The 25,567-nt window shown below is 73.4% G+C and carries 23 protein-coding genes; 9 read left to right on the forward strand and 14 right to left on the reverse strand.

The window, feature by feature from the left end:
• Positions 1 to 135: 135 nt before the first annotated feature.
• Positions 136 to 927 carry a hypothetical protein gene (locus VE614_RS21390; protein ID WP_324939386.1) on the forward strand — a complete coding sequence of 264 codons (792 nt, stop codon included), beginning with the start codon at positions 136 to 138 and terminating at the stop codon, positions 925 to 927.
• Between the two features lie 79 nt (positions 928 to 1,006).
• Here the strand turns inward: VE614_RS21390 and VE614_RS21395 are convergent, their stop codons facing one another.
• The 4 genes from VE614_RS21395 to VE614_RS21410 all read right to left on the reverse strand — a co-directional run bounded on the left by VE614_RS21395 (position 1,007) and on the right by VE614_RS21410 (position 5,443).
• A complete protein-coding gene (locus tag VE614_RS21395; RefSeq protein ID WP_324939388.1) occupies positions 1,007 to 1,996 on the reverse strand; it encodes a malate dehydrogenase in 990 nt (329 codons plus the stop codon).
• A gap of 375 nt (positions 1,997 to 2,371) precedes the next feature.
• Entirely contained in the window at positions 2,372 to 3,583 is a 1,212-nt protein-coding gene (locus VE614_RS21400) for a helix-turn-helix domain-containing protein (RefSeq protein ID WP_324939391.1), read from the reverse strand.
• A 461-nt stretch (positions 3,584 to 4,044) separates the two neighbouring features.
• A complete protein-coding gene (locus VE614_RS21405) occupies positions 4,045 to 4,485 on the reverse strand; it encodes a DUF3017 domain-containing protein (RefSeq protein WP_414719623.1) in 441 nt (146 codons plus the stop codon).
• Positions 4,486 to 4,588: 103 nt separating this feature from the next.
• Positions 4,589 to 5,443, reverse strand: a complete 855-nt coding sequence (locus VE614_RS21410) for a bifunctional methylenetetrahydrofolate dehydrogenase/methenyltetrahydrofolate cyclohydrolase (RefSeq protein WP_324939397.1) — start codon at positions 5,441 to 5,443, stop codon at positions 4,589 to 4,591.
• 240 nt (positions 5,444 to 5,683) lie between these two features.
• Between VE614_RS21410 and VE614_RS21415 the strand changes: the two genes are divergently transcribed.
• The 4 genes from VE614_RS21415 (at position 5,684) to VE614_RS21430 (ending at position 9,279) form a co-directional block, all read left to right on the forward strand.
• Positions 5,684 to 6,313: a hypothetical protein gene (locus tag VE614_RS21415; RefSeq protein ID WP_324939400.1), complete on the forward strand. Its 630-nt coding sequence runs from the start codon at positions 5,684 to 5,686 to the stop codon at positions 6,311 to 6,313.
• 147 nt (positions 6,314 to 6,460) lie between these two features.
• The gene (locus VE614_RS21420) at positions 6,461 to 7,228 is read left to right on the forward strand and encodes an FHA domain-containing protein (RefSeq protein ID WP_324939403.1); all 768 of its coding nucleotides are present in this window, start codon (positions 6,461 to 6,463) and stop codon (positions 7,226 to 7,228) included.
• Positions 7,225 to 8,787 (forward strand): protein kinase domain-containing protein, encoded by a 1,563-nt coding sequence (locus tag VE614_RS21425; RefSeq protein WP_324939405.1) that lies wholly within the window; start codon positions 7,225 to 7,227, stop codon positions 8,785 to 8,787. The genes VE614_RS21420 and VE614_RS21425 overlap by 4 nt, the downstream gene beginning before the upstream one ends.
• A gap of 132 nt (positions 8,788 to 8,919) precedes the next feature.
• On the forward strand, positions 8,920 to 9,279 hold the full coding sequence (locus VE614_RS21430) for a hypothetical protein (protein WP_324939408.1): 360 nt from the start codon (positions 8,920 to 8,922) through the stop codon (positions 9,277 to 9,279).
• A gap of 103 nt (positions 9,280 to 9,382) precedes the next feature.
• On the opposite strand, the gene VE614_RS21435 is transcribed toward VE614_RS21430, so the two are convergent.
• Positions 9,383 to 9,580: a DUF397 domain-containing protein gene (locus VE614_RS21435; RefSeq protein ID WP_324939411.1), complete on the reverse strand. Its 198-nt coding sequence runs from the start codon at positions 9,578 to 9,580 to the stop codon at positions 9,383 to 9,385.
• On the reverse strand, positions 9,558 to 10,412 hold the full coding sequence (locus VE614_RS21440; RefSeq protein ID WP_324939413.1) for a helix-turn-helix transcriptional regulator: 855 nt from the start codon (positions 10,410 to 10,412) through the stop codon (positions 9,558 to 9,560). The genes VE614_RS21435 and VE614_RS21440 overlap by 23 nt, the downstream gene beginning before the upstream one ends.
• 123 nt (positions 10,413 to 10,535) lie before the next feature.
• On the opposite strand from VE614_RS21440, the gene VE614_RS21445 reads away from it, so the two are divergent.
• Both VE614_RS21445 and VE614_RS21450 read left to right on the forward strand, forming a co-directional pair.
• The gene (locus tag VE614_RS21445) at positions 10,536 to 10,742 is read left to right on the forward strand and encodes a hypothetical protein (protein WP_414719624.1); all 207 of its coding nucleotides are present in this window, start codon (positions 10,536 to 10,538) and stop codon (positions 10,740 to 10,742) included.
• Complete coding sequence (locus VE614_RS21450) at positions 10,739 to 11,104, forward strand: ATP-binding protein (RefSeq protein ID WP_324939419.1); 366 nt, start codon at positions 10,739 to 10,741, stop codon at positions 11,102 to 11,104. Before VE614_RS21445 ends, VE614_RS21450 begins: the two co-directional genes overlap by 4 nt.
• Positions 11,105 to 11,347: 243 nt before the next feature.
• Here the strand turns inward: VE614_RS21450 and purH are convergent, their stop codons facing one another.
• Positions 11,348 to 12,913: a bifunctional phosphoribosylaminoimidazolecarboxamide formyltransferase/IMP cyclohydrolase gene (purH, locus tag VE614_RS21455; protein WP_324939422.1), complete on the reverse strand. Its 1,566-nt coding sequence runs from the start codon at positions 12,911 to 12,913 to the stop codon at positions 11,348 to 11,350.
• Positions 12,910 to 13,539, reverse strand: a complete 630-nt coding sequence (gene purN / locus VE614_RS21460; protein ID WP_324939425.1) for a phosphoribosylglycinamide formyltransferase — start codon at positions 13,537 to 13,539, stop codon at positions 12,910 to 12,912. Before purN ends, purH begins: the two co-directional genes overlap by 4 nt.
• 317 nt (positions 13,540 to 13,856) lie before the next feature.
• Here purN and VE614_RS21465 point away from each other — a divergent pair, with 317 nt between their 5' ends.
• The gene (locus VE614_RS21465; RefSeq protein ID WP_324939428.1) at positions 13,857 to 14,636 is read left to right on the forward strand and encodes a hypothetical protein; all 780 of its coding nucleotides are present in this window, start codon (positions 13,857 to 13,859) and stop codon (positions 14,634 to 14,636) included.
• Positions 14,637 to 14,657: 21 nt separating this feature from the next.
• Here VE614_RS21465 and VE614_RS21470 read toward each other — a convergent pair whose 3' ends face one another.
• On the reverse strand, positions 14,658 to 16,751 hold the full coding sequence (locus tag VE614_RS21470; protein ID WP_324939431.1) for a DUF6350 family protein: 2,094 nt from the start codon (positions 16,749 to 16,751) through the stop codon (positions 14,658 to 14,660).
• 96 nt (positions 16,752 to 16,847) lie between these two features.
• On the opposite strand from VE614_RS21470, the gene VE614_RS21475 reads away from it, so the two are divergent.
• Positions 16,848 to 18,089: a helix-turn-helix domain-containing protein gene (locus VE614_RS21475; protein ID WP_324939435.1), complete on the forward strand. Its 1,242-nt coding sequence runs from the start codon at positions 16,848 to 16,850 to the stop codon at positions 18,087 to 18,089.
• A gap of 70 nt (positions 18,090 to 18,159) precedes the next feature.
• Here VE614_RS21475 and sucD read toward each other — a convergent pair whose 3' ends face one another.
• The 5 genes from sucD to VE614_RS21500 all read right to left on the reverse strand — a co-directional run bounded on the left by sucD (position 18,160) and on the right by VE614_RS21500 (position 25,400).
• On the reverse strand, positions 18,160 to 19,044 hold the full coding sequence (gene sucD, locus VE614_RS21480) for a succinate--CoA ligase subunit alpha (protein WP_324939438.1): 885 nt from the start codon (positions 19,042 to 19,044) through the stop codon (positions 18,160 to 18,162).
• 27 nt (positions 19,045 to 19,071) lie between these two features.
• Complete coding sequence (gene sucC, locus VE614_RS21485; protein ID WP_324939441.1) at positions 19,072 to 20,253, reverse strand: ADP-forming succinate--CoA ligase subunit beta; 1,182 nt, start codon at positions 20,251 to 20,253, stop codon at positions 19,072 to 19,074.
• A 442-nt stretch (positions 20,254 to 20,695) separates the two neighbouring features.
• Positions 20,696 to 22,834: a hypothetical protein gene (locus VE614_RS21490; RefSeq protein ID WP_324939444.1), complete on the reverse strand. Its 2,139-nt coding sequence runs from the start codon at positions 22,832 to 22,834 to the stop codon at positions 20,696 to 20,698.
• Between the two features lie 150 nt (positions 22,835 to 22,984).
• Entirely contained in the window at positions 22,985 to 24,007 is a 1,023-nt protein-coding gene (locus VE614_RS21495; protein ID WP_324939447.1) for a hypothetical protein, read from the reverse strand.
• A 154-nt stretch (positions 24,008 to 24,161) separates the two neighbouring features.
• Positions 24,162 to 25,400, reverse strand: coding sequence for a VWA domain-containing protein (locus tag VE614_RS21500; RefSeq protein WP_324939450.1), 1,239 nt, complete (start codon positions 25,398 to 25,400; stop codon positions 24,162 to 24,164).
• Positions 25,401 to 25,567: the final 167 nt, after the last annotated feature.

Raw genomic sequence — 25,567 nt, forward strand, 5'->3', positions numbered from 1 at the left:
TGCCCCCTCGATACATGCGTGATCGATGGCTGAAAGTGCGCTGCGTCACTGACCATGCGGGCATATGGGGCGAAACCGTAAGCTGAAAGGTGATGCGCACCACGGAGGTGACGCCATGGCCACGGAGGTAACGCCATGGCCCGGAAGGCGCTGACCGGTGCCCTGGCGAGCGCGGTGCTGCTTCTCTCAGCCGTCTCTCCGCTCTCCCCCGTCTCTCCGTTCTCCTCGGTCCCGGCCGTCGCGAGCGACGCCGACGGCCGCACCGCCGCGGAACTCGCCGAGCAGGCGGAGGACAACCTCCTCGACGCCGACTCGGTCCGCATGACCATGACCGACCGGATCGCCGAGGCCGAGGGCGCCGCGACCGAGCCGTCCGCGATGGACCTCGCCCTGGACCGGGACGGCAACTGCGTCGGCACGATCGAGACGGGCGGTGAGGGCGATGGCCGCGTGGAGATCGTCAAACGCGGCGAAGAGGTGTGGATGAAACCGGACGCCGCGTTCTGGAAGGCCCAGGTACCCGGCGGCGAGGGCGAGGCGGTGGCCGAGCTGCTCAAGGGCCGCTATCTGCACGGCACCACGGACGACCCCGCCCTCCAGGGCATGGCCGACGTCTGCGATCTGGCCGCGTTCCAGCGGGACATCGACACGGGCGGCTCCGGGGACGCCGCCCTGACCAAGGGCGAGGAGACGAACCGGCAGGACACCGCGGTCGTGCCGCTGACGAGCGAGGAGGGCGGCGAGCGGACGACCCTGTACGTCACCGCCGACGCCCCGCACCGGCTGATCGAGGCGGACCAGCGGGGCGACGACACGGACCTGACGCTGACCTTCGAGGACTACGACAAGCCGGTGCCGGCCGGCACCCCGCGCCCGGCCGAGACGGTGGACATCGGCAAGCTCGAGGAGGAGCTGCTGGACGTGTGAGGCGCGGGGCCGGACCCCGGAACGCGGTGATCCCCGGACCGCGCGGGCGGCCCGGGGATCACCGGTGGAACGGGGTGGCTCAGATCAGGCCGAGGGAACGGACCGCCTCGCGCTCCTCCGCCAGCTCCTTGACGGAGGCGTCGATGCGGGTGCGGGAGAACTCGTTGATCTCCAGGCCCTGGACGATCTCGTACTTGCCGTCCTTGCAGGTGACCGGGAAGGAGGAGATCAGGCCCTCCGGGACGCCGTAGGAGCCGTCGGACGGGATGCCCATGGAGACCCAGTCGCCCTCCGGGGTGCCGTTGACCCAGGAGTGGACGTGGTCGATGGCGGCGTTGGCGGCGGAGGCGGCCGAGGAGGCACCGCGGGCCTCGATGATGGCGGCGCCGCGCTTGGCGACGGTCGGGATGAAGTCGTCGGCCAGCCACTGCTCGTCGTTCACGACCTCGGCGGCGTTCTTGCCGGCGATGGTGGCGTGGAAGATGTCCGGGTACTGGGTGGCGGAGTGGTTGCCCCAGATGGTCAGGCGCTTGATGTCGGAGACCGTCGAACCCGTCTTCTTCGCGAGCTGGGTCAGCGCGCGGTTGTGGTCCAGGCGGGTCATCGCGGTGAAGCGCTCGGCCGGTACGTCCGGGGCGGCGGCCTGCGCGATGAGCGCGTTGGTGTTGGCCGGGTTGCCGACGACGAGGACCTTGATGTCGTCCGCGGCGTGGGCGTTGATGGCCTGACCCTGCGGCTTGAAGATGCCGCCGTTGGCCTCCAGCAGGTCACCGCGCTCCATGCCCTTGGTGCGCGGGCGGGCGCCCACCAGCAGCGCGACGTTGGCGCCGTCGAAGGCCACGTTCGGGTCGTCGGTGATGTCGATGCCCTGGAGCAGCGGGAACGCGCAGTCGTCCAGCTCCATCGCGGTGCCCTCGGCGGCCTTGAGGGCCGGGGTGATCTCCAGGAGGCGCAGGCGGACCGGCACGTCCGCGCCGAGCAGCTGGCCGGAGGCGATGCGGAAGAGCAGGGCGTAACCGATCTGGCCGGCCGCGCCGGTGACGGTGACGTTCACGGGAGTGCGGGTCATGGCGTTCTCCGTATGACAGCTGGCGGTGGGGCGTCCCTGCCCCGGGGGTTCGGATGATCGATCTCTCGGCGTCAAGAGATATCCGCGGGTCAGGCTATCGCGCATCCGGGATCACGGACGTCCGGGTCCGTGTGGCCCAGCCCACAGACCGCCCGAGTGCCACGTTCCGCACCCCCTACGCAGAAAAGGCGGCCGCCCGTCCGGGAGAGGGGGACGGAGGCGGCCGCCGTGCGGGGGTACCGAGTTGTGCCGGACTCCCGTGGGGGTACTGTCCGCCTGCCCCGGATCCCGGCGGCCATACGTCTTTTCCGCGGCCGTTTTTTCCGGGCCTGCCTTCCCCCTCCGGGGCGATTCGCAAATGCCGGAACCGACCGGTTACGGCTGCTGGGTGCAGCCCTTCTCGCCCGAGGCCAGCGTCACGCACGCGTTCGCCTCTCCGGCGTCCTCGACGGCCACCATCGGGGTGTACGCGATGGTGTCGCCGGCCACGGTGACGGAGCCCTGCTGCCGGGACCTGCCCGTGGACACCTCGACCCGGTCGCCCTGCGCGGCCTGGGTGATCCGGCCCCAGGCGGCACCGCAGGTCCGGCTGTAACGGACCTCGACGACCGTGGTGCCGACGAGGGCGGTCTGGGCGGTGGTCACCAGTTCGCCGCTGCACCCCATGCTCTCCGCGTCCTTGCCGGTGCAGCCGTCACCGCTGCACTTCACGCCGGGCGGCAGCGCGGCGTCGGTGGTGACGGTGGGCGACGGTGAGGCCTTCGCGCCGGTCCCGCCGTCACCCCCGGCCCCGTTGGTGACCCAGAACGCCCCGGCGGCCACGACCAGCACGCCGGCGACACCCGCGAGGAACATGCCCGTCCGGCGCTTGCCGCCGCCCGCGGGGGCGGCGGGCGCGGTGGACGCGCCCCCGGACGCTCTGCCGCCCGAGCCCGCGCCGGCGGCTCCCGCACCGGCGCCCCCTCCCGTTACGGCACCGGCTCCCGCGCCCCGGGCTCCCGCACCGCCCGCGGCGGCGCCCGGCCTGCGGCCGCCCGCCGGGGACGGGCCGGCGTATCCGGCCATACCCCAGGAGTTGCCGCCGGTGGCACGCTGACCGGCCGACGGGGTCCGGGCGTCCGCGTCCGACGCGGTCGGCTGCGCCGGCACCGTGGGGGCCACCCCGGCCGGGCCCGCGATGCCGGGCGTCGCCGTGGCGCTGCCGCCGCGGCGGGCGGTCTTGCCCTTGGCGTTCGCGGGCGGCGGGCCGAACTCGCTGAGCGCGGCGCGCGCCTGGGAGATCCGGATGGCCTCCATGGTCATGTCGTGGCGCATCTCCGAACGGCTCCAGGCGCGTTCGGCCAGCTCCCACATGGTGGTCAGGTGGACCGGATTGGTGCCGGTGACCTCGGCCAGGGCCACGATCGCGCCCTTGGGCGCGAGCAGCCGGCCGCCCAGGTAGCGCTCCCAGGACGTCTTGCTGTAGCCGGTGCGGTCGGCGACCGCGGCGACGCTCAGGCCGCTGCGGTCCACGAGCCGCCGCAGCTGGCTGGTGAACTCCCTGATCTGCGGATCGAGTTCCTCCGGCAAGGCCTTCCATCGAGGCATTGCTTCCCCCCTCTTCCCCCCGGTACGTGCTTGCTGGTCCCCCGCCCACTGGGATGCGCGTCGTCAGGATCTCAGTTCCCCCGGCGGCGGCGCACCCCCGCATCGTCCTGATTGCCCGGTCTGCCGCCTGATGAGACACATTAGCCACACTGTGCAGCGCCTTGGCTACACATCCCCGAGCTTGTCAACACTTCGACACAACGGGGACACATGTACTGTCTCGTCCGTATCAGGCGTTTTCCGATCGCTCACCGACACCGTCGTGCCGATACGCGACAACGCGCGGACACCGTAGCGGAACGGTCACTTCCGTGCCACAGCGAACTGACAGACGTTGAACCGGCCGTTCGACGTGCGGAAGGCTGGTCGTGGGCGGCGGCCCGTCCTCTCACGGGGGTGAGGACGGGCCGCCGCTCCTCCGGTCAGCCGTCAACCGGTCAGCCGGTCAACCGGTCAGCCGGTCAGCCGCTGACCGTGAAGTGCAGGGTGTCCTTCAGGAACGGGATCTCCAGCCAGGGATTCGGCTGCACCATCAGCGCCAGCAGCACGATCGCCGTGCCGAGCATGCCGTACGTCGCGATGTCCGTGAACCGGGACCGCACCGCGAGCATCCCGACGCCGGGCAGCAGCCAGCGCAGCACCGCACCGCCGAGCAGCGCGACGCCCACCAGCAGCGTGCCGATCCGGAACAGGTCGAACGCGGTCAGCAGCAGCCCGAGGCCGACCGTGCCCAGCACGGCGAGCGTCGGCCACTGCCGGGCGGGCGCCGGAGCGGCGCCCGAGGCGGCCCGGCCGCCGCCCTCCGGGCGGGCGGTGTCCCGGGTGAACAGCGGAAAGCGGCGGGTGGTCCGGCGCGGTACGCCGTCGACGTCCGGCGCGCTGACCGGGTCCCGCACCTCGATGGTCTCCGGCGTGGTCCCCGTGACCCGCGGCTCGCCGTCGTCGTCGGCGTTCCGCGCGTCGCGGGGCCCGGCGCCCGCCGCGGTGCCGATCGCCTCGTGGTCCTCAGCCGACACCGCGCTCCGCCGCCTCGACCACGTTGACCAGCAGCTGGGCCCGGGTCATCGGGCCGACACCGCCCGGGTTCGGGGAGATCCAGCCGGCCACCTCGGCGACACCGGGGTGCACATCCCCGACGATCCTGCCCTCGGCGTTGCGGGAGACCCCGACGTCGAGGACGGCCGCGCCCGGCTTGACGTCCTCCGGGCGGATCAGATGGGCGGACCCGGCGGCGGCGACGATGATGTCCGCGCGGCGCAGGTGCGCGGAGAGGTCACGGGTGCCGGTGTGGCACTGGGTCACCGTCGCGTTCTCGCTGCGCCGGGTGAGCAGCAGCGGCATCGGGCGGCCGATGGTCACACCGCGGCCGACGACCACGACCTCGGCGCCCTTGATCTCGACGCCGTAGCGGCGCAGCAGGGTGAGCACGCCGTTGGGGGTGCAGGGCAGCGGGGCGGGCTCGTTCAGGACCAGCCGGCCGAGGTTCATCGGGTGCAGGCCGTCGGCGTCCTTGTCCGGGTCCATGAGTTCCAGGATCCGGTTCTCGTCGATGCCCTTGGGCAGCGGCAGCTGGACGATGTAACCGGTGCAGGCCGGGTCCTCGTTCAGCTCCCGGACGACCGCCTCGATCTCCTCCTGCGTCGCGGTGCCCGGCAGTTCGCGCTGGATGGAGGCGATGCCGACCTCGGCGCAGTCGCGGTGCTTGCCGGCGACGTACTTCTGGCTGCCGGGGTCGTCCCCGACGAGGATCGTGCCGAGGCCGGGCGTGACGCCCTTCTCCTTCAGCGCCGCCACGCGGGCGGTCAGATCGGACTTGATCGCGGCTGCGGTGGCCTTGCCATCGAGAATCTGGGCGGTCATGGCCCCATCCTCCCGGATGACCGGCCCCCGGTTCCAATCCGGGCCGCCGTTCCCGAGCCGTGACCTTGTTGCACTTGCACAACACCTGGAAACCCGGCTGGACAATCCGCCCGTCGCTGAAGAACGATTGAGGCCACAGTGCCGCGGGCAGTACCGGGGGGACGAACCGCATCTGTAGAACCTTCCTCCGCATCGCGCCGCGTCGTCCCCGCACCCCAGGCAAACGGAGGAAAGACCGCCATGAGTTTCGGCGACCCGAACAACCCCTACGGGCAGCCGCCCCAGCAGCCGCCGGCCGGCGCTCCCGGCTACGGCTACCCGCAGCAGCCCCCCGGCGTTCCCCCGCAGGCGAACTACGGCTACCCGCAGCAGCCGGCGTACCCCGGCTACCCGGGCGGCAACATGATGCTCCCGCAGTCCATGCCGGGCCTGCTGGTCACCGCCCGTGTCTTCCTCTTCATCATCTCCGCGGTGCAGATCCTGGGCGCGCTGGCGTTCCTGTACTTCGCGGCCTTCGCGAGCGACGTCTCCGACGGCGCGGACGAGCTGGGCTTCGGCTCGGTCGGCGACGGCGGTGACGCGGCGGCCGGCGTCTTCGCCATATTCGCCCTGATCGCCGCGGCGCTGGCAGCGCTCTCCATCACCCTCGGCGTCAAGTTCGGCCGGGGCGGCCAGGGCATCCGCATCACCACGGTGATCTACGGCGCGCTCGGCGCGATCGTGGGCCTGATCGGGCTGTTCGTCGGCCTGGACACCGGTATGGCCTCGTCGGTCATCGGCCCGCTGCTGTGGCTGGTCTTCGGCGGCATCATCGCGGCGGCTCCGGTCGTCCCCAGCGGCACCGCCTGGTTCGCCCGCCCGCGCTACTGAGCGCACGTCCGGCACCGTTCACACCCAAGGGCCGTGTCTCACCCGATCGAGGGGGGACACGGCCCTGGTGCGTCGCCCCGGCCCCCGCTGGGTAGCTCTCGGTTCCCGAGGAGCCGTCGGGCACGGGTCGGGCACGGGAGACGCACCTTGTACAGCATCATCGTGGTACCTCCGCCGGCCGGCGCGGACGCACCCCGCGGCCCTCAGCTCAGGCTCGCCCCCGGTGAGCGGCTGGCCTTCGGACGCGGTGCCGGCAACGGCCTCGTGATCGCCCACGACGGGGTCTCCCGCAGGGCGGGCGAGATCGCCGCGCAGGGCGCCTTCTGGATACTGAGCAACCTCAGCCGGGAACAGACGTACGTCGTGGAGAACCCGGAGGGGGCCGGCGAGCACATCAAGGTCGCGCCGGGACGCCTCGACGCGCCCGTGCCCTTCGAGTTCTCCCGGATCGTGCTGCCCGCCGCCGGTGACCTGCTGCCGGTCGAGGTGTGGGCGCCGCGCCACGACTACCTGCGCCCCGAGTCCGGGCTCGACGGCGTCACCACCGCGCCCGCCTTCTCCCTGGACCCCACCAAGCGCTACTTCGCGGTGCTGGCCGCCCTGTGCGAGCCCCGGCTGCGCGGCGCGCCGCACGCCGCGCTGCCCACGGTGGACCAGGTCGTCGACCGGTTGCGTCCCGGCTGGCCGGCCGCGTCACGCACCTCGGTGCAGTGGAACATCGACTACCTGGCGGTGAAGCTCCGGCTGAAGCCGGGCCCGGAGAGCGCCGACGCCGGGCCCCGGCTCAACGGCAAGAAGGAGTCCCTGGTGTCGCTGGCGCTCCGCTTCGACCTGGTCCGGGAGGAAGACCTGAGCGTCCTCGCCCCGGAGCGGCCGGCCACGGAGCGCCCGGCCACGGACCGGGTGACCGGGTGAACGGACGGGACGGGCCGTACGCGGTACCGGTGCCGCGCGGGTACCGGGTGGGCGCGTGGGAGGTGCGGGCGCCGATCGCGACCGGCGCGTTCGGAAGCGTGTACGAAGGGCGCCGTGTCGGAGACGGTGACGGGCTGCCCCGCACCGCCGCCCTGAAGTTCCTGCCCACCGGCACCAGCACCCCGCGCCACCTGGCCCATCTGCGCGAGCTGACCGACCGCGAGGTCGAGCTGCACCGCCGGGTGTCCCGGTCCCGGCTGATCCGGATGTACGAGACGCTGACGGTCGACGACCCGGGCCGCCCCGGCCTCGACGGCGCCACGGTCCTCGTCCTGGAGAAGGCGGAGGGCTCCCTGGCGTCCCTGCTCGCCCGCGCGCCCCGCCCGTCCCACGGTCCGGCCGTGCTCGCGCAGATCTGCGAGGGCCTGCACCAGCTGCACGGCGCGGGCTGGGTGCACGGCGACCTCAAACCGGCCAACGTGCTGCTGATGGACGACGGTTCGGCCCGCCTCGCCGACTTCAACATGGCCGCCGAGCTGGAGGGCACCCACGCCTACACGTCCGCCTTCGCCACCCCCGACTACACCCCGCCCGAACTGCTGTGGTCGGAGATCGGCGAACGCGGGCGCCGGATCCGCCCGTCCGCCGACATCTGGGCCTTCGGCGTCCTCGCCCACCTCGCGCTCACCGGCGCCTTCCCGCTGCCCGGCGGCACCCCGACGGCCCGCCGGGACGCGGCCGCCGCGTACGCCCGGGGCACGGAGGAGCTGCGCCTCTCCCCCGAACTGCCGGAGCGCTGGCGGGAGATCGTCCGGGCCTGCCTGACCCGTACGCACGAGGAGCGGATCGGCGCCGAGGCACTGCTGCGGCGGGTGCGGGAAGCGGCGGGCGAGTCCGGACCGCACCGCCCGCGCCGCCGTACGGCCGTCCTGACCGCGGCGGTCGCCACGGCGGCGGTGGTGCTCGGCTACGGCGTCACCGCCCGGACGGGGGACGAGGGCGCCGCCGGACCGGGCCGCGCGGGGACCACCGCGTCGGCCACCTCGCCCGCCACCGCGTCGGCCGCCACCTACGGCGCCGACGAACTCCGTACCGACAAGGGCATCCCGGTCGCCTACCGCCGGCTCATCGTCGACTCGGCGCACGCCTGTGTCCGGCCGCTGATCAGCCCGGCGCTCATCGCGGCGATGCTGAAGGCGGAGAGCGACTTCGACCCCGGCCTCGCCGATCCCGCCCGGGACGAGTACGGCATCGCCCGCTGGACCCCGCGCGTGCTGCGCTGGTGGATCCGGGCGGACGGCCTCCCCGCCGACGAGATCCCCGAGCCGCCGTTCACCCCCGCCGAGTCGATCCCGGCGATGGGCCGCTACCTCTGCGCGATCGAACCGCGTCTGCACCGGTCCCTGCCGGGCGACCGCCGCCTGCTGGTCGCCGCCGCGTACCGGACGTCGTACGGGACGGTGAACAGGACGGGCGGGGTGCCCGCGACATACCGCGCCTACGCCGACCGCGTCGCCCGCTACCTCCAGGAGTACACCCCGGCCCCCGCGCTGCTGTGACCCTCTGAAGTCCGAGGTACCGGCGCGGGCTGCCGGACGGCACGGTGGAACACGACCAAGGGCGGTGCCCCGACTCCCCCGTGGGGAGAGCCGGGGCCCGCCGCACCACCGCACACGACTGGGGGAACAGTCATGAGCACCACCCTTCGCAAGGCCCTCGCCCTCGGCGCCGCCACCGTCACCGCCGGCGCCGCGCTCACCCTGGCCTCGGCCGCCGGCGCCCAGGCCGCCGCGCCCTGCTGGCAGGACGGCTCCGTCTGGTACTGCAACAACGCCACCGGCGCCAAGGTCTACGCGGGTGCGAACAGCAACCAGGTCGTCGGCCGGATGTACTCCAACCCGTCCTTCTTCGTCTGCAAGTTCGACGGCGGCCAGAACCACGGCGGCCCGCACCCCACCCGCTGGGTCTACACCCAGGCGGACAACGGGCAGTGGGGCTGGATGAGCGACAACGACATCTCCTCGGAGACGAACCCGCTGCCGTCCTGCTGAGCCACCGCCGGGAGCGCTGATCGGCCGCTCGCACATGCTGCGGGCGGCCGACTCGCCGTGCCGGCCGCCACACGGCCACGGGACCCGCTCGTCCCGCCCGCGTCTAGAGAGCCCGGACGAAGGGCTCCCAGGCATGGGCGGGGACGAGGAGGACAGGGCCGGTGGGGTTCTTGGAGTCGCGGACAGGGACGATGCCGGGGAGGCTGTCGGCCACTTCGACGCAGTCGGCGCCCTGCGCGTCGCTGTAGCTGCTCTTCCGCCAAGCGGCAGAGGTCAGGTCAAGCCTCCAGCTGGGCTTCATGTCTATAGGTCCTCGCTGCTTCTTCGACCAGGTCCAGGGACGTCTCCGGTGGGAGTGCGACGGCCCTGAGCAGATCGTAGTCCCTGCGGTACTCCTTGACACGGCTCGGGAAGTCGATGATCTGTCCGTTGAAGTTGGTGTCGGACCACACCAACGGCGGAGCGTCCGCGAACGTCATGATCTTGGCCATGCCGTGCTGCAACGGGTGCCAGCGAGTTGTGTCCGGAACAATCTGCAGAACGCTCTGCGTGGACCGGATCACCTCGACGATGTGCTCCAACTGCCCGGCCATCACCGCCGGTGGCAGCGGTGTTCTCCGGATGAGCGACTCACGCAGAATCGCCCAGTAGGAAGGACGGTCCTCCCGTTTCCACAAGTCGCCACGCGCAATCCGGGCGCTGACCCGCTGCTCGGCCACCTCTGGCGGCGTGAACGGCGCTTCGTACCGAATGAGACCCCGCATGTACTCCGCGGTCTGCAGGAGTCCCGGAATGACATGGGGCTGCCACTCCTCCAGCGTCTCCGCCTGCTTCTCCAGGTCCGGCACATCCTGGAAGTACAGCGGATGCCCGAGGTTCCGCGCCTTCGCCGCGTCGTCGCAGCGCCGCTGGAAGAAGCCGTCCGTCCCGAGTCGTTCGTCCACATGCCTGGCGAGATCCATCGGCATCCGCCGCTCGCCCCGCTCGATCTGGCTGAGGAACGAGATCCCCCGGAAGCTCCCCTCCGCCAACTGCTCCAGCGTCAGTCCCGCCTGCTCGCGCTTGAAGCGCAACTCGGCGCCGTAGAAGCTGGGGACGCTCGTCGACGCGTCGGGGTCCTTGCGTGCGGGCACGACTCACCACCACCGTTTGCCAGTTACCGTGCGCAACTCAAACGCCTTCCACGGTACGCCGATCCACGCCACTGTGTGAGCGATTCGTCACAGCCCGCACACACAGAAAGGCGGACGCCCGTGCTGCACCCCCACACCCACCTGGCCGACACCTACGTCGAGGAGCTGCGCACCGCCCTCGACGCGAACGGCATCACGCTCCCCTCGCTCGGGCTCCAACTGCCCTCGGCCGTCGGCGCGTACGCCCCGCCCCTCATCGCGCTCGGGAACTGCACCATGGAGACGGCCCGTGCCCTGGCAACGGCGCTGCGCAAGGCGGCCGGCGAGTGAACCGACCGCTCATCCTGGAACTTCTCGCCCTTCCCAAGGCCGTCCCGGAGGTCCGCCGGGCCGTGCGCGAGCACCTGGGCGGGCCGTGCCCCGATGCCGAGCTGGTCGTCAGCGAGTTGCTGACCAACGTCATCGCGCATGTCGGAGAGTGCGCCCCCGTGACCGTACGCCTGAGCCGCGCGGCGGGCCGTACTCGTCTGGAGGTCACCGATCCCGACCCGTACACCTGGCTCATCCTGCGCAGACCGGGCGAGGACGACGAGACGGGCCGTGGCCTCCTCCTGCTCGACGCGGTCACGGTGCGCTGGGGTGTGGAACAGTGCGCGCGCGGCAAGACCGTGTGGTGCGAACTGCGCCCCTGAACCTTCGAGGTACCGCACCTCCCTCGCCGGCCCCGGTCTGGTGCCCGCGAACCAGTCCCAGGGGGGAACCCACGCCGGTGCGACGACACCGACCTCGGGACGAGCGACTCCGGCCGCTACGTGAAGGTCTGCCGCAAGCTCCGGGAGCGCCGGCTCGGCGTCGGGCTCCTACGCCGCCTGACGTGGCCGGGTGACGCGGTGTTTCACGCTGTGGCCGTGAAACACCGCGCCCTCACGCACAGGTCAGTGGAAGAAGTGCCGCGTCCCCGTGAAGTACATGGTGACGCCCGCCTTCTGCGCGGCCTCCACGACCAGCTCGTCGCGGACCGAGCCGCCCGGCTGGACGACCGCCTTGACCCCGGCCGCGGTGAGGATCTCCAGGCCGTCGGGGAAGGGGAAGAAGGCGTCGGAGGCGGCGTACGAGCCCTGGGCGCGCTCGGCGCCCGCGCGCTCGACGGCCAGCTTCGCGGAGTCCACGCGGTTGACCTGGCCCATGCCGACGCCGACGGAGGCGCCGTCCTTGGCGAGCAGGATCGCGTTGGACTTGACCGCGCGGCACGCCTTCCACGCGAAGGCCAGGTCCTTCAGCTCGTCCTCGGACAGGGCCTCGCCGGTCGCCAGGGTCCAGCTCGCCGGGTCGTCGCCGGCGGCCTGGAGGCGGTCGGTCTCCTGGAGCAGGACGCCGCCGTCGACCGGCTTGACCTCGACCGGGTTCGCCGGGCCCTCGGGGCAGCGCAGGACGCGGATGTTCTTCTTCTTGGTGAGCGCTTCGAGGGCGCCCTCCTCGTAGTCCGGCGCGACGATGACCTCGGTGAAGATCTCGGCGACCTGCTCGGCCATCTCCTTCGACACCGGGCGGTTGACGGCGATCACACCGCCGAACGCGGACAGCGGGTCGCAGGCGTGCGCCTTGCGGTGCGCCTCGGCGACGTCCGCGCCGACGGCGATGCCGCACGGGTTGGCGTGCTTGATGATCGCGACGCACGGCTCGTCGTGGTCGTACGCGGCACGGCGGGCGGCGTCCGTGTCCGTGTAGTTGTTGTACGACATCTCCTTGCCGTGCAGCTGCTCGGCCTCGGCGAGGCCGCCGCCGGCACCGGTGACGTAGAGCGCGGCGGGCTGGTGCGGGTTCTCGCCGTAGCGCAGGGTGCTCTTGCGCTCCCAGGTGGCGCCCAGGAAGTCGGGGAACGCCGAGTCGTCGACGGGGGCGTACTCGCTCGCGAACCAGCTCGCCACGGCCACGTCGTAGGCGGCGGTGTGCTGGAAGGCCTCCGCGGCGAGCCGCTTGCGGGTGGCCAGGTCGAAGCCGCCGTTCTTCGCCGCGTCGAGGACGTCGGCGTAGCGGGCCGGGCTGGTGACCACGGCGACCGACGGGTGGTTCTTGGCGGCGGCGCGGACCATGGACGGGCCGCCGATGTCGATCTGCTCGACGCACTCGTCGGGCGAGGCGCCGGAGGCGACGGTCTCGCGGAACGGGTAGAGGTTCACCACGACCAGGTCGAACGGCTCCACGCCCAGCTCGGCGAGCTGCCGCTGGTGGTCCTCCAGGCGCAGGTCGGCGAGGATGCCCGCGTGCACCCGGGGGTGCAGGGTCTTGACCCGGCCGTCCAGGCACTCGGGGAAGCCGGTCAGCTCCTCGACCTTGGTGACGGGGACGCCGGCGTCGGCGATGCGGGCGGCGGTGGACCCGGTGGAGACGAGGGCGACGCCCGCCTCGTGCAGGCCGCGCGCGAGGTCTTCGAGGCCCGTCTTGTCGTAGACGCTGACGAGCGCCCGGCGAAGGGGCCGCTTGTTGCTCTCGGCGGTCACTGGATAACTACCTTTCGTCCCTCAATGCGATAGCCGTTGCGGGCGAGCCGCCCCACGACCTCGACGAGCAGCCTTCGCTCGACTTCCTTGATGCGCTCGTGCAGCGCGCTCTCGTCGTCCTCGTCCCGGACCTCGACCACGCCCTGCGCGATGATCGGCCCGGTGTCGACGCCGTCGTCGACGAAGTGGACGGTGCAGCCGGTGACCTTGGCGCCGTACGCGAGCGCGTCACGGACGCCGTGGGCGCCGGGAAAACTGGGGAGCAGGGCGGGGTGGGTGTTCACGAACCGCCCGCCGAAGCGGGCCAGGAACTCCTTGCCCACGATCTTCATGAACCCGGCGGAGATCACCAGGTCGGGCTCGTACGCGGCGACGGCCTCGGCGAGCGCGGCGTCCCACGCCTCGCGGCTGTCGTGGTCCTTGACCCTGCACACGAAGGTGGGCAGCCCGGCGCGCTCGGCCCGCGCCAGCCCCTCGATGCCGTCACGGTCGGCGCCGACGGCCACGATCTCGGCTCCGTACGCCTCGGCGCCGGTGGTTGCGATGGCGTCGAGGAGCGCCTGCAGATTGGTGCCGGATCCGGAGACCAGCACGACGAGGCGCTTGGCCACGGGCTTGGCGGCCACGGTGGGGCCCTTTCTCGGGGGTACGACGGTACGGTCGGCCGGGTACGCCGCCGTATGTGCGTTCGTACGAATGCTTCACGCCCCCGGATACGGGGAAGCCTACGAAGCGGCCGACCGTCAGCAACGATACCGGCACTCCGGACGGCCCCCACGGGACGGGGGCGGGGCCGGAAGGTAGCGTCTGGGGGAAGCCGGGCCGGGAACGCACCGCGGCCACGGCACGTTCGTACAGTGACGGGCCCGGGCCTCGACAGCTTGCCGTCGCCCGCCGTCACGCATTCCGTCAGCCGTACTCACCAGGGGAAGACGCTCACTTGATGCCGGACCGCAGCCTGCGACTCCTCACGCTCACCCCGCAGTCGGCGCAGGGAGGGCAGCGCAGCGGCGTGCTGCTGCGGGAGCGCCCCAGCTCGCCGCCCGACGCGCCCTCGGGCAGCCCCGACGGCGGCGGGCGCGGAAGCGCCGGCCAGGACGACAACCCGTTCGCCCCGCCGCCCGAGGGCACCCCGGACCGGCCCTGGCAGCCGCGCCCGCCGGCCGGCGGGCAGGACGAGGGCGGGCAGGGCGAGGGCGGCGGCCGTCCCGGCTGGGGCCGTCAGTGGAGCGACCGCCAGCCCGGCCGCTCCCCCGGTGGTTTCGGCGAGCGACCCGGCGGCGGGCCAGAGAAGCAGGGCGGCCCCGGCCCCGGCGGTATGCGCTGGGACCCCACGGACCCGACCCAGCGCCGCGCGCGCTACGCCCTGCTGTCCGGTATGTGGGCGTTCTTCTTCGCGCTCTTCTCCTGGGCGTACGTTGCCCTTCTGCTCGGCGCCCTCGCCCTCTACTGGGGCATCAGCGCGCTGCGCGCCAAGCCCCGCACCCCCGACCCCGACTCCCCGGCCCCCGTGTCGAACGCCCGCCCGCAGACCGCCGCCGCGATCAGCGGCCTCGTCACCGCGTCCCTCGCCATCGCCCTGGTCGCGGCGTCCTTCACCGCCCAGCTGGTCTACCGCGACTACTACACCTGCACCAACGACGCCCTCACCCACCAGGCCAAGCAGGCCTGCGGCGAACTCCTTCCGCAGGAGCTGCGCGGGGTGCTCGACGGCGACGGCTGAGGCCGGCGCGACGGAGCCGGGTCAGCGGGGCGCCCGTGAGACCGCCGGCGGCTCTGTTTCCGGCGGGTTCGCCGGGGCCTCCGGAGTGTGCGGCAGGGTCACCCGGTGGGAGTCGCTCGCGGTGCCCTCGTCGCGGGCGCGCCAGGCTTCGGCGGGCGGGAAGTCGTACGGCTCGAAGTCGACGTCGTCGGCGGTCCGGCCGGGGGTGATCTCGCCGACGCGGGAACCGCCGCCCGGGGTCTGCCGACCGGAAGCGGGGTCATCCTCGCCGGAGGACCGGGGCGAGGCCTCCTCGCCGGAGGACCGGGCGGGGGCATCCTCGCCGGAGGACCGGGGCGCGGCATTGCCGGAGGGCCGAGCTGGGGCCTCCTCGTCGGAGAACCAGGCTGCGGCTTCCTCGACCGAGAACCAGATCGCGGCCTCCTTGCCGGAGGACCAGGGCGCGGTCTCCTGGCCGGAGGACTGAGCGGAGGCATCCTGGCCGGAGGACCGGGCCGAAGGTTCCTCGACCGAGAACCAGGGCGCGGCCTTCTCGCCGGAGGACTGAGCCGGGGCCTCCTCCGCGGAGGACCGGGCCGAGGGATCCCTGCCGGAGAACCAGGGCGCGGCCCTCTTGCCGGAAGCAGGGGCCGGGCCGTCCTCGGCCGGGAGTGCGGCCGGGCCGTCCTGGTCGTACAGCTCGTCGGAGGACGGGTCCGAAGGCTGGTCGGGGGCCGGCGCGGGCGGTGGGGACACGGGAGCGGACGGCGCGGGCACCGACGCGCCGGTCCCCGGCTCCCGGGTGTCCCGCGACCGCGCGCCCCGCCTCCGCCACCACCGCGCCCCCAGCGCCACCGGCACCCCCACGACCGCCGTCCACAGCAGCCCGGCGATCCCGGTCTGCCACCACACCGGCCCGAAGCGGGCCAGCCTCCCGGCGCCGAGCGGGCCGCCCGCCAGCCCGGCCAGCACGGCCAGCGCCACCGCGCACAGCCCGGCGGCGAGCAGCGCGCCCAGCGCGGTCCGCCCCCACGACCAGCCGTCCTCCGCCCGGGCCACGAACCAGCCCACCATCACCCCGGCCGCCACCGGCACCGCCCCCGCCGCCCAGTGCAGCGGTGTCCCGGGCCCGGCCTCCGGCACGGCCGCCAGCAGCGGGAACGGCGGCAGCAACGGGGCGGGTGCGGCGGACAGCGGGCCCGTGACCCGGCCGACACCGAGGGCGAAACCGGGGCCGAGGGCGTAGGCCGCACCCCACACCGCCGCGTTCGGCATCAGCGCGAGACAGAGCAGCAGCACCGCGAACCGGCCCGACCAGCCCTCCGTGAGCTGCGCGAACGCCACCCTTGCCGCCCCGCCGTGCCACACCAGCGACACCGCCACCAGCAGCGCCCCGCCTCCGACGTACGCGGCGGTCCCGGCCGCGGCGGCCCGGGCCGCGACCTCCAGCCGCGACCGGCCTGGTTCCCGGCGCGCCTCCGCCCCGGGCTCGCGGAGGAAGCGGGGGGCGCCCGGCAGCAGCGCCAGCACCCGGTACGCGCCGTGCGCGCCGTCCAGCGCGCCGAGGGGACGGCCGTACGCCGACCACACCCCGGCCCCGGCCGCCACCGCGGCGACCAGCGGCAGGCTCACTCCCGTCCACAGCCACGAGGGCCGCAGCGCGCCGCCCGCCGCGTACAGCACGACTCCGGCGCCGACGGTCAGATAGCCCAGCACCACCCCGGCCCACGCCGTGCGCGCCCCCGCGACCGGCCCCTCGTCCTCCTCCGGTTCGCCCTCCACCGCGTCGCGCGCCGCCCGGTGCAGCAGCCAGGCCGGCAGCAGGAGCAGCAGCAGCGGGGTGACGCCGACCGGGGCGGGGACGCCGGAGAGGGTGTCGGTACGGACCAGTTCGGCGCCGTGCGCCAGCAGCCAGAGGGCGGCGGCGACATGCAGCGCGCCGCCGGGCCCGCTGTCGGGGTAGGGCGAGCTGATCCACAGCAGCATCACCAGGACGGTGAGCGAGCCGAGGCCCAGCCCGGCCGCGAGGGCGCCGTTCAGCAGGCCCGCGGCGAGTCCGGGCGAGCGGCCCCGCAGCGGGGTGATCAGGGGCGACAACGACGGTCGGAGGTCGGTCATCCGGTTCACGCCCGTCATGCTCCCAACGACACGCGCTTTTCCGTCGTAACAGGCGAACCTCCGCTGTGTCGCTCAATATGTGCTTATGTGCTTTTTCGTACGGAGGGGCGACCGGTGACGCAGCGTCCTGCAACCCCGCTTCCCCCGCCCAAGGAGCGCCGACGGCTGCGGGAGGCCGCTTCCCTGACGCAGGCTCAGCTCGCCTCCCGGCTGGGCGTCAGCCGGGAGACCGTGCGGGCGTGGGAGTCCGGCCGCACCACTCCCCGCGACCGCAGACGCGACGCGTACGCGAAACTGCTGGCCCAGCTGGCGAAACCGGCGACGTCCGAGCCGGCTCCGGGAGCCACGCCCGAGCCCTCACCCGTCACCACGGAACGTCCCGCCAACGACCCCGTCGTCAGGGATCCCGTCGTCACGAGCCCCGTCGTCACGAGCCCGGCCGCCATCGAGCCTGTGGACATCGCCGTCACCCCACCGGCGCTGACCAACAGTCAGGAGGTCCCGGAGGGGGAGCCGGTGCCCCTCGCCGCAGTCTCCGAACAGGCCGGCGTCCCCGCCCCGCTCACCCCCGACCAGGCCTTCGACGCCCTCTACGCCTTCTGCGCGCCCGCGCTCGTCCGTCAGGCCTACCTTCTGACCGGGCGGCGGGAACTCGCCCGGGAGTCCGTGGAGCGGGCCTTCCAGCTGGCCTGGCAGCGCTGGCCGGAGGTGGCCGTCGACCGCGATCCGGCGGGGTGGGTGCGGGCGGCGGCGTACGAGTACGCCCTCTCCCCCTGGCACCGCTTCCGCCCCCGCTACCGCCATCCCGAACCGCCCCCCGCGGACGCCTCCGACCGGGCCCTGCTCGACATCCTGCTGGCCCTTCCGCCGCCGTACCGCCGCACGCTGGTGCTGTACGACGGGGTCGGGCTCGGGCTGCCGGAGACCGCGGCGGAGACGGAGGCAAGCACTCCGGCGGCGGCGAACCGGCTGCTGCACGCGCGCGAGGCGGTGGCCGAGCGGCTGCCGGAGCTGTCGGATCCGGCCGTACTGCACCAGCGGCTCGCCGAGCTGGCGTCCACCGAGCGGCTGCGCGCCGCCCGGCCGCCGGTGGTGCGCGGCGGCAGCGAGCGCCGGGCACGGTTCTGGACCCGGGCCGCCATCGCCTTCACGGTCACCCTGATCGGCGCGACCGCGCTGACGCTGCGGACGGCCCCCACGCGGTACGAACCGCCGGTGCCGCCGGGTGAGACGGTGCGCGGGGTGCCGCCGCGGGCGGCGCCGGGGCCGCTGTCGGAGCGGGAGCTGGAGCTGCGCGCGAAGCTGCGCGAGGAGATGGTGAACGGACCCGCGCGACTGGTCCCGAAGCCGGAGTGAGCGTACGCGGAAGGGCCCGCACCCTGAGCGGGTGCGGGCCCTTCCGATGACTGCGGACCGGTGTCAGCCGTCAGCCGGCCAGGATCTCACGGGCCAGCTTCGCCGTCTCGGTCGGCGTCTTGCCGACCTTGACGCCGGCGGCCTCCAGGGCCTCCTTCTTGGCCTGCGCGGTGCCGGAAGAGCCGGAGACGATGGCGCCCGCGTGGCCCATGGTCTTGCCCTCGGGCGCCGTGAAGCCCGCGACGTAGCCGACGACCGGCTTGGTCACGTTCTTCGCGATGAAGTCCGCGGCCCGCTCCTCGGCGTCGCCGCCGATCTCGCCGATCATGACGATCAGGTCGGTCTCGGGGTCGGCCTCGAACGCGGCGAGCGCGTCGATGTGCGTGGTGCCGATGATCGGGTCACCGCCGATGCCGACGGCCGTCGAGAAGCCGATGTCGCGCAGCTCGTACATCATCTGGTACGTCAGCGTGCCGGACTTCGAGACCAGGCCGATGCGGCCCGGCTTGGTGATGTCGCCCGGGATGATGCCGACGTTGGACTGGCCCGGGGTGATGATGCCGGGGCAGTTCGGGCCGATGATGCGGGTCTTGTTGCCCTTCTTGCCGGCGTACGCCCAGAAGGACGCCGAGTCGTGCACGGCGATGCCCTCGGTGATCACGACGGCCAGCGGGATCTCGGCGTCGATGGCCTCGACGACCGCGTCCTTGGTGAACTTCTCCGGCACGAAGATGACGGAGACGTTGGCGCCGGTCTTCTCGATGGCCTCCTTGACGGTGCCGAAGACGGGTACCTCGGTACCGTCGAAGTCCACGGTCTGACCCGCCTTGCGCGGGTTCACGCCGCCCACGACGTTGGTGCCGTCACCCAGCATGAGCTTGGTGTGCTTCATGCCGGTGGCACCGGTCATGCCCTGGACGATGACCTTGCTGTCCTTGTTGAGCCAGATAGCCATGGTGTGTGGTGTCCTCGTCCTCGGTGCTTACTTGGCGGCGTGGGCCAGCTCGGCGGCCTTGTCGGCCGCGCCGTCCATGGTGTCGACGCGCTGGACCAGCGGGTGGTCGGCGTCGGTGAGGATCTGGCGGCCCAGCTCGGCGTTGTTGCCGTCGAGGCGGACGACCAGCGGCTTGGTGACCTGCTCGCCGCGGTCCTCGAGCAGCTTCAGGGCCTGGACGATGCCGTTGGCGACCTCGTCACAGGCGGTGATGCCACCGAAGACGTTGACGAAGACGGACTTGACGTCCGGGTCGCCGAGGATGATCTCCAGACCGTTGGCCATGACCTGGGCGGAGGCGCCGCCGCCGATGTCCAGGAAGTTGGCCGGCTTGACGTTGCCGTGCTTCTCACCGGCGTACGCGACGACGTCCAGGGTCGACATGACCAGGCCCGCGCCGTTGCCGATGATGCCGACCTCGCCGTCGAGCTTGACGTAGTTGAGGTTCTTCTCCTTGGCGGCGGCCTCGAGCGGGTTGGCCGCAGCCTTGTCGTGCAGCTCCTCGAAGTCCGGGTGGCGGAACTCGGCGTTGTCGTCCAGCGACACCTTGCCGTCGAGGGCGATGACGTCACCGGAGGCGACCTTGGCCAGCGGGTTCACCTCGACGAGGAGGGCGTCCTCCTTGATGAAGACGTCCCACAGCTTGACCAGCACGTCGGCGACCTTGTCGGCCACCTCGGCCGGGAACTTCGCGGCCTCGACGATCTCGCGGGCCTTCTCGGCGGTCACGCCGTCGATCGCGTCGATCGGCGTCTTGGCGACGGCCTCCGGACGGGTGGCCGCCACCTCCTCGATGTCCATGCCGCCCTCGACGGAGGCGATGGACAGGAAGGTCCGGTTGGCACGGTCGAGGAGGAAGGAGACGTAGTACTCCTCGACGATCTCCGGAGCGGTCTCGGCGATCATGACCTTGTGGACCGTGTGGCCCTTGATGTCCATGCCGAGGATGTCCGTCGAACGGGCGACGGCCTCGTCCGGAGTGGCGGCCAGCTTCACGCCACCGGCCTTGCCGCGACCACCGACCTTCACCTGCGCCTTGACGACGGACTTGCCGCCCAGCCGCTCGGTGATCTCGCGCGCCGCCTCAGGCGTGTCGATGACTTCACCGGCCAGCACCGGTACATCGTGCTTGGCGAAGAGGTCCCTCGCCTGGTACTCGAACAGGTCCACGCGCTTCCGTCCCTATCAGTGATCTCGCGGTTCGTTGGATGCGTGGGCGTGCCGCGAAGGGCAACGTGACGTCCGCTGTCACAAGGGAGGCGCACACGGTGTCCGAGCGCGCGGCATGTCCGTCTCGCAGGTTATCGCCGGTTGCGGGGGCGTTCTAAATCGCGGGTCACACCCGAGCGGTGATACCTGTCACATGATGCCGGGATCCGTGGCACGCAGTGTCGGGACCTGTGCGAGCGGGGCGGAACCTCACCGGGTTGGGGTCGGCCCGATGAGGTCCCTGGTGCGGCCCCGACGGGGGCGAACGGGCGTCCCGGGAGCCGCCCGCCGGGGTCCGGGCCGCGGCGGTCCTCACCCCAATGGGGACCGCCGGGCCCTCTCCGCGGGGACACGGCCGGACCCGCCGACGGTTCTCGGCGGTCCGGGCCGCGCCCCGCGAAGGTCACACGCCGTACGGGCCGTACGAGCCGTTCTGCCAGGTGTGCGGGGTGTGCGGGGTGTCCAGGTCATCGGCGTCCGGCGCCCAGCCCGGGGTGACCGATCCGGCCACCCCCTCGGCACCGGTGACCGCGTGACCGGCGAGGGAGCCGCCGGTGGAGTGCGCGGTGCCGGCCAGGTCCCCGGCGAACGGGGCGACGTCGCCCGCCACCCCGTGCGCGAACGGGACCGCCTCGCCCGCCACGCCGTACCCGAACGGGGCGACCTCGCCGGTGACGCCGTACGCCAGCCCGGCGGCGCTGCCGCCGACGCCGTCGACGACCGGCCGCACGGTCCGGTAGACGGTGTCCACGACCGGCTGGACGGCGCCCGTGACGCCCTGGGCGAACGGCGGCACCTCGTCCGCCACGCCCTCCGCGAAGCCGCCGGCCTGCCCGGCCACGCCGTATCCGAACGGCGCCACGTCGGCGGCGACACCCGCCCCGAAGGAGCGCACATCGCCCGTCACGCCGTACGCCAGCCCGCCCGCGTCCGCGACGGCCTGCCCGGCGACCGGCACCACCCCGTGCACGACCGTGTGCGCGACCGGCGGCAGCACGGCGCCGGTCGCGTCCGCGACCGCCTCGCCGGCCAGCCCGGTGGCGTACGGCGGCAGGTCCGCGACGACCCCGGCGGCGACCGGCGTCACGCCGCTCACGGCCTGCCCGGCGACGGGCGCGACTCCGCGCACCGCTCCGGTGACGACCGGGTGGACCCCGTGCACCGCGTCGGCGGCGACCGGCCGGACCCCCTGCACAACCCCGTACGCGACCGGCTGGACATCGGCGACGACGCCGTGCGCGAGGGCGGTCGCGGCGTCGACGGTGTGCCCCGCGGTGGCGGCGACACCGGCCACGGCCTCACCGGCGACCGGGGTGAGACCGGCGACCGCACCCGTGGCGACCGGCGCCACACCGCCCACGGCCCGCTCGGCGACCGGGACGACACCGTGGACCGCGTCCGTGACGACCGGGTGGACCCCGTGCACCGCGTCACCGACGACCGGCTGCGCGCCCCGGACCGCGGAGGCGGCGAGCGGCGGCACCGCGGCGGCGGCCGTCTCCTCGACGACCGGGGCGAGGCGGCCGGGGAGGCCCTGGACCGTGCCGGAGGCCGCGTCCACGGTGCCGGCCGCCGCCGCGCGGACGGTGCTCACCTTGCCGGAGACGGTGCTGACCGTGCCGACGACCCGCTGCTCGACACCGTCGGCGGTCCCGGTGACATGGCCCGGCACGGACGAGACGGAGGCCTCGGCGGCCGTCCGCACCGTGCCCGCCTCGCCCTGGGCGACGGCCGCCGCGCCGGCGGCCCGGGACTGGGCGCCGGAGAGCGTGGCCTGCCCGGCGCCCTGCGCCCCGGCGGCCGTGCGGCCCGCGCCCGCGACCGCGTGCTGCGCCTTCGTCCGTACGACTCCCTCGACGCCCTGCGCCTGGGTACGCGCCGCCGACTGCGCGCCGTGCAGCCGCGTCTGGGCGGCGGCCAGGGCCTGCTCCAGCTCGGGCGCGAAGGCGGAGAGGGGGCCGAAGAGGTAGTCGATCACGTCCTGGGGGGACGAGGGGGCGTCCGGGAGCGCGTCCCGGCCCACTTCCGCGGTCGCGTCGACGGTGGCGCTCGCCTGGGCCTTCACGGTGGCGCGGGCGGCGTGGGCGCCGTGGATGGCCTGGGCGCCGCGGACCTTGGTGGCCTTGGCGGTCTTCGGGACGGAGACCTTGGCGTCGATGTACCGGCGGGCCTGGTCGGCGGCGGAGGCGGTCGGCACCTGGTCGGTGCCGGCGGTGGTGACCGTGGTGGCCGCCCGGGAGGCGGTGCCGGTGGTCCGGGCGAGGGTGCCCTCCACCGTGTCGCCGGCCGTGTTCGGGGTGTCGGCGACCGTGGCGGTCACGCCGCGCACGGCACCGCCGCCGGTGACGCCGGAGACGGTGCCTTCCACCGTGTCGGCGAGGTCGCCGGTGACCGAGGCGAGCGTGCCCTCGGCGTCGGCCGCGTCCGGCGCCGAGAGGGAGGAGGCGGGCAGTTCGTCGGCGCTGGCGTAGGTGGAGCCGAGTGCCCAGGCGCCGGTGACGCCGGCGGCTATGACGATCGATCGGCGGATGTTCTTGTTCATGGGGTGCGTCTGATCCTTTGGGGTTCCGAGACGCCGGGGAATCCGTCGGGGGACTCCGGGCTTGGGGACATTCCGGAGGTGGGAACTCCGGGTGGGTGGGCAGACCTGATCCGCCCCCGCGCGGCAGGTCGGGCGGGGGAAAGGGCTGCCCTATCCGGGGAATACGGGAATGTCCCGGAACCGGTCCCGGGTCTCGCCCGTGGCGGCCCAGGCGGCGACGCCGGGCACGGGCCGCAGCGGAGCACGCTGCTCCCCAGCCACCGCGCACGCGTCACCGTGCCGCGAGCTGCCGTTGTCGGCGGCCGTCCGGCTGCCGAGCACGCCGCTGTCGCCACCCGTGGGTGCGGGGTGGGCGGGGGCGTGGCCGGTGCCGGTGCGGAGGGTGGTGAGGTGGGCCGGTGCGGGGGTCGCGGCGGACGCGGTGGTCGCGTGGGCCGCGGTCGGGGTGAGCGGGGTGACGCGGTGCGGCCCGTGCGGGGCCTGGGCGTCGGAGTCGGCCGCCGTGCGCGGGTCCGCCTGCGCGGGCTCACCGAGGGAGGGACCGGCCGGCATCCCCGGCTGCCGCGTCTCCGGCCCCGGGAGGGGCAGGGGCATGGGCAGGGGCAGCGGGGTGGCGGCGTCCGGTGCCGGAAGGGTCTTCGGCGGGAGGCCGGGAAGGTCCGGGAGGGACGAGTCGCCGTCCGGGAGGCCGGGGAATGAGGGCAAGGGGGGCAGCGAGGGCAGCGGCCGTTCGGCCGAAGGGTCCTCGGACAGCCCCCGCGTCACCGACTCCACGGCGTCCCCGACCGGCCCGCCGACCCGGTCGCGTACGGCCTCGACGATCGGCTGGGGCCGCGGGACGGAGCCGTACTCGGTGACCGGCCCCGGCCCGGCGTCGGACGCCGGCGGCTCCGGCGTACTCGACTTGTGAGCCGCCGACGCCGAAGTCACCGACTTCGCAGTCACCGACGCCGAAGTCACCGACTCGGGTCTGGCCTCCGTGGGTGTCCCGGTGACCCTCCCGGCACCTGCGGGGGAGCCCTCGGCCGCCTCCGCCCGCGCCCCGCAGAGCGCCCCGAGCACGAACAGCCCGCCCACCAGCAGGGCCAGCTGCAGCGCACGCCGCCCGGCCGCCGCGCGCAACACGCGCGCGGCGGCACCGGGTACACCGGGCAGGGCTGCTGACCAAGTCAAGAGGGGGCGGTTCCTCCGTGCGAGGGGACTGGGCAATGTCATGGGTGAGCGGCGTCGATCCTTGCACGCGACTCGGGAGGTTACGCAAGCCCCCTGTTACCGATGGGTAGTCATGTCCCGTTTACAACCGGTCTCCTCCGGGAGTTCCCGGACGTCACGCCGTGTCCGGTATCGGCAGCGGACGCTTCTCGATCGCCGCCGCCATCACCTCCGGGAACAGATCGGGCGTGCAGGCGAAGGCCGGTGCGCCGAGCGCCGCGAGCGCCGCCGCGTGGTCCCGGTCGTACGCGGGCGTCCCCTCGTCGGACAGCGCGAGCAGCGTCACGAACTGCACCCCCGACGCCTTCATCGCCGCGACCCGCTTCAGCATCTCGTCGCGTATCCCCCCTTCGTAGAGGTCGCTGATCAGCACCATCACCGTCTCCGTGGGGCGGGTGATCCGCGACTGGCAGTAGGCCAGCGCCCGGTTGATGTCCGTGCCGCCGCCCAGCTGGGTGCCGAACAGCACGTCGACCGGGTCGTCGAGCTGGTCGGTGAGGTCGACGACCGCCGTGTCGAAGACGACGAGCCGGGTGCTGATCGACCGCATGGACGCCAGCACCGCCCCGAACACCGAGGCGTGGACGACGGACGCCGCCATCGAGCCCGACTGGTCGACGCACAGGACGACGTCCTTCCTCACGGACCGCGACGCCCGCCCGTACCCGATCAGCCGCTCGGGCACGACCGTCCGGTGCTCCGGCAGGTAGTGCTTGAGGTTGGCCGCGATCGTGCGGTTCCAGTCGATGTCGTGGTGGCGCGGCCGGTGGACCCGCGCGCTGCGGTCGAGCGCCCCGGTCAGGGTGGCCCGGGTGCGGGTGGCGAGCCGCTTCTCCAGGTCCTCGACGACCTTGCGCACGACCGCCCGTGCCGTCTCCTTCGTCGTCTCGGGCATCGCCTTGTTCAGCGAGAGCAGGGTGCCGACGAGGTGCACATCGGCCTGCACCGCCTCCAGCATCTCCGGCTCCAGCAGCAGCGTGGACAGCCCGAGCCGGTCGATGGCGTCCCGCTGCATCACCTGGACGACGGAGGACGGGAAGTACGTCCGGATGTCCCCGAGCCAGCGCGCCACGGCCGGCGCCGACGCCCCGAGCCCGGCCGCCCGCTCCTTCCCGGCCGCCGGCTTGTCCCCCTTGCCGTACAGCGCGGCCAGCGCGCCGTCCATCGCGGCGTCCCGCCCGGCGAGAGCGCGCCCGGTGCCGTCGGCCGCGTCGCCGCCGAGCACCAGCCGCCAGCGCCGCAGCCGCTCCTGAGCGACGCCCGCCGGATCAGCCGTGTCCACCGGCTCCGCGGCGCCCACCGGATCAGCCGCGTCCTTCGGATCAGCAGCGTCCTTCGGACCAGTCGCGTCCATCGGATCAACCACCCCCCTCAGAACAGGCGCGCCCACCGGATCAACCGTGTCCTCCGGCTCGACCACACCCCTCGGCAACCCGCTGTCCCCCGGCAGCCCGCTGTCCCCCGGCAGGCCGGTGTCCCCTGACAGCCCGGCCTCCCCGGGCAATCCGGTGCCTCCGGGCA

Source organism: Streptomyces sp. (genome assembly GCF_035645055.1).
GTDB lineage: Bacteria > Actinomycetota > Actinomycetes > Streptomycetales > Streptomycetaceae > Streptomyces.

Excerpts from the sequence above, each read along its gene's own strand:
- VE614_RS21390 (WP_324939386.1), top strand. The coding sequence starts at position 136 with ATGGCCCGGAAGGCGCTGACCGGTGCCCTGGCGAGCGCGGTGCTGCTT.
- VE614_RS21395 (WP_324939388.1), bottom strand. The coding sequence starts at position 1,996 with ATGACCCGCACTCCCGTGAACGTCACCGTCACCGGCGCGGCCGGCCAG.
- VE614_RS21400 (WP_324939391.1), bottom strand. The coding sequence starts at position 3,583 with ATGCCTCGATGGAAGGCCTTGCCGGAGGAACTCGATCCGCAGATCAGG.
- VE614_RS21410 (WP_324939397.1), bottom strand. The coding sequence starts at position 5,443 with ATGACCGCCCAGATTCTCGATGGCAAGGCCACCGCAGCCGCGATCAAG.
- VE614_RS21415 (WP_324939400.1), top strand. The coding sequence starts at position 5,684 with ATGAGTTTCGGCGACCCGAACAACCCCTACGGGCAGCCGCCCCAGCAG.
- VE614_RS21430 (WP_324939408.1), top strand. The coding sequence starts at position 8,920 with ATGAGCACCACCCTTCGCAAGGCCCTCGCCCTCGGCGCCGCCACCGTC.
- VE614_RS21435 (WP_324939411.1), bottom strand. The coding sequence starts at position 9,580 with ATGAAGCCCAGCTGGAGGCTTGACCTGACCTCTGCCGCTTGGCGGAAG.
- VE614_RS21465 (WP_324939428.1), top strand. The coding sequence starts at position 13,857 with ATGCCGGACCGCAGCCTGCGACTCCTCACGCTCACCCCGCAGTCGGCG.
- VE614_RS21470 (WP_324939431.1), bottom strand. The coding sequence starts at position 16,751 with ATGACGGGCGTGAACCGGATGACCGACCTCCGACCGTCGTTGTCGCCC.
- sucD (WP_324939438.1), bottom strand. The coding sequence starts at position 19,044 with ATGGCTATCTGGCTCAACAAGGACAGCAAGGTCATCGTCCAGGGCATG.
- VE614_RS21490 (WP_324939444.1), bottom strand. The coding sequence starts at position 22,834 with ATGAACAAGAACATCCGCCGATCGATCGTCATAGCCGCCGGCGTCACC.
- VE614_RS21500 (WP_324939450.1), bottom strand. The coding sequence starts at position 25,400 with ATGGACGCGACTGGTCCGAAGGACGCTGCTGATCCGAAGGACGCGGCT.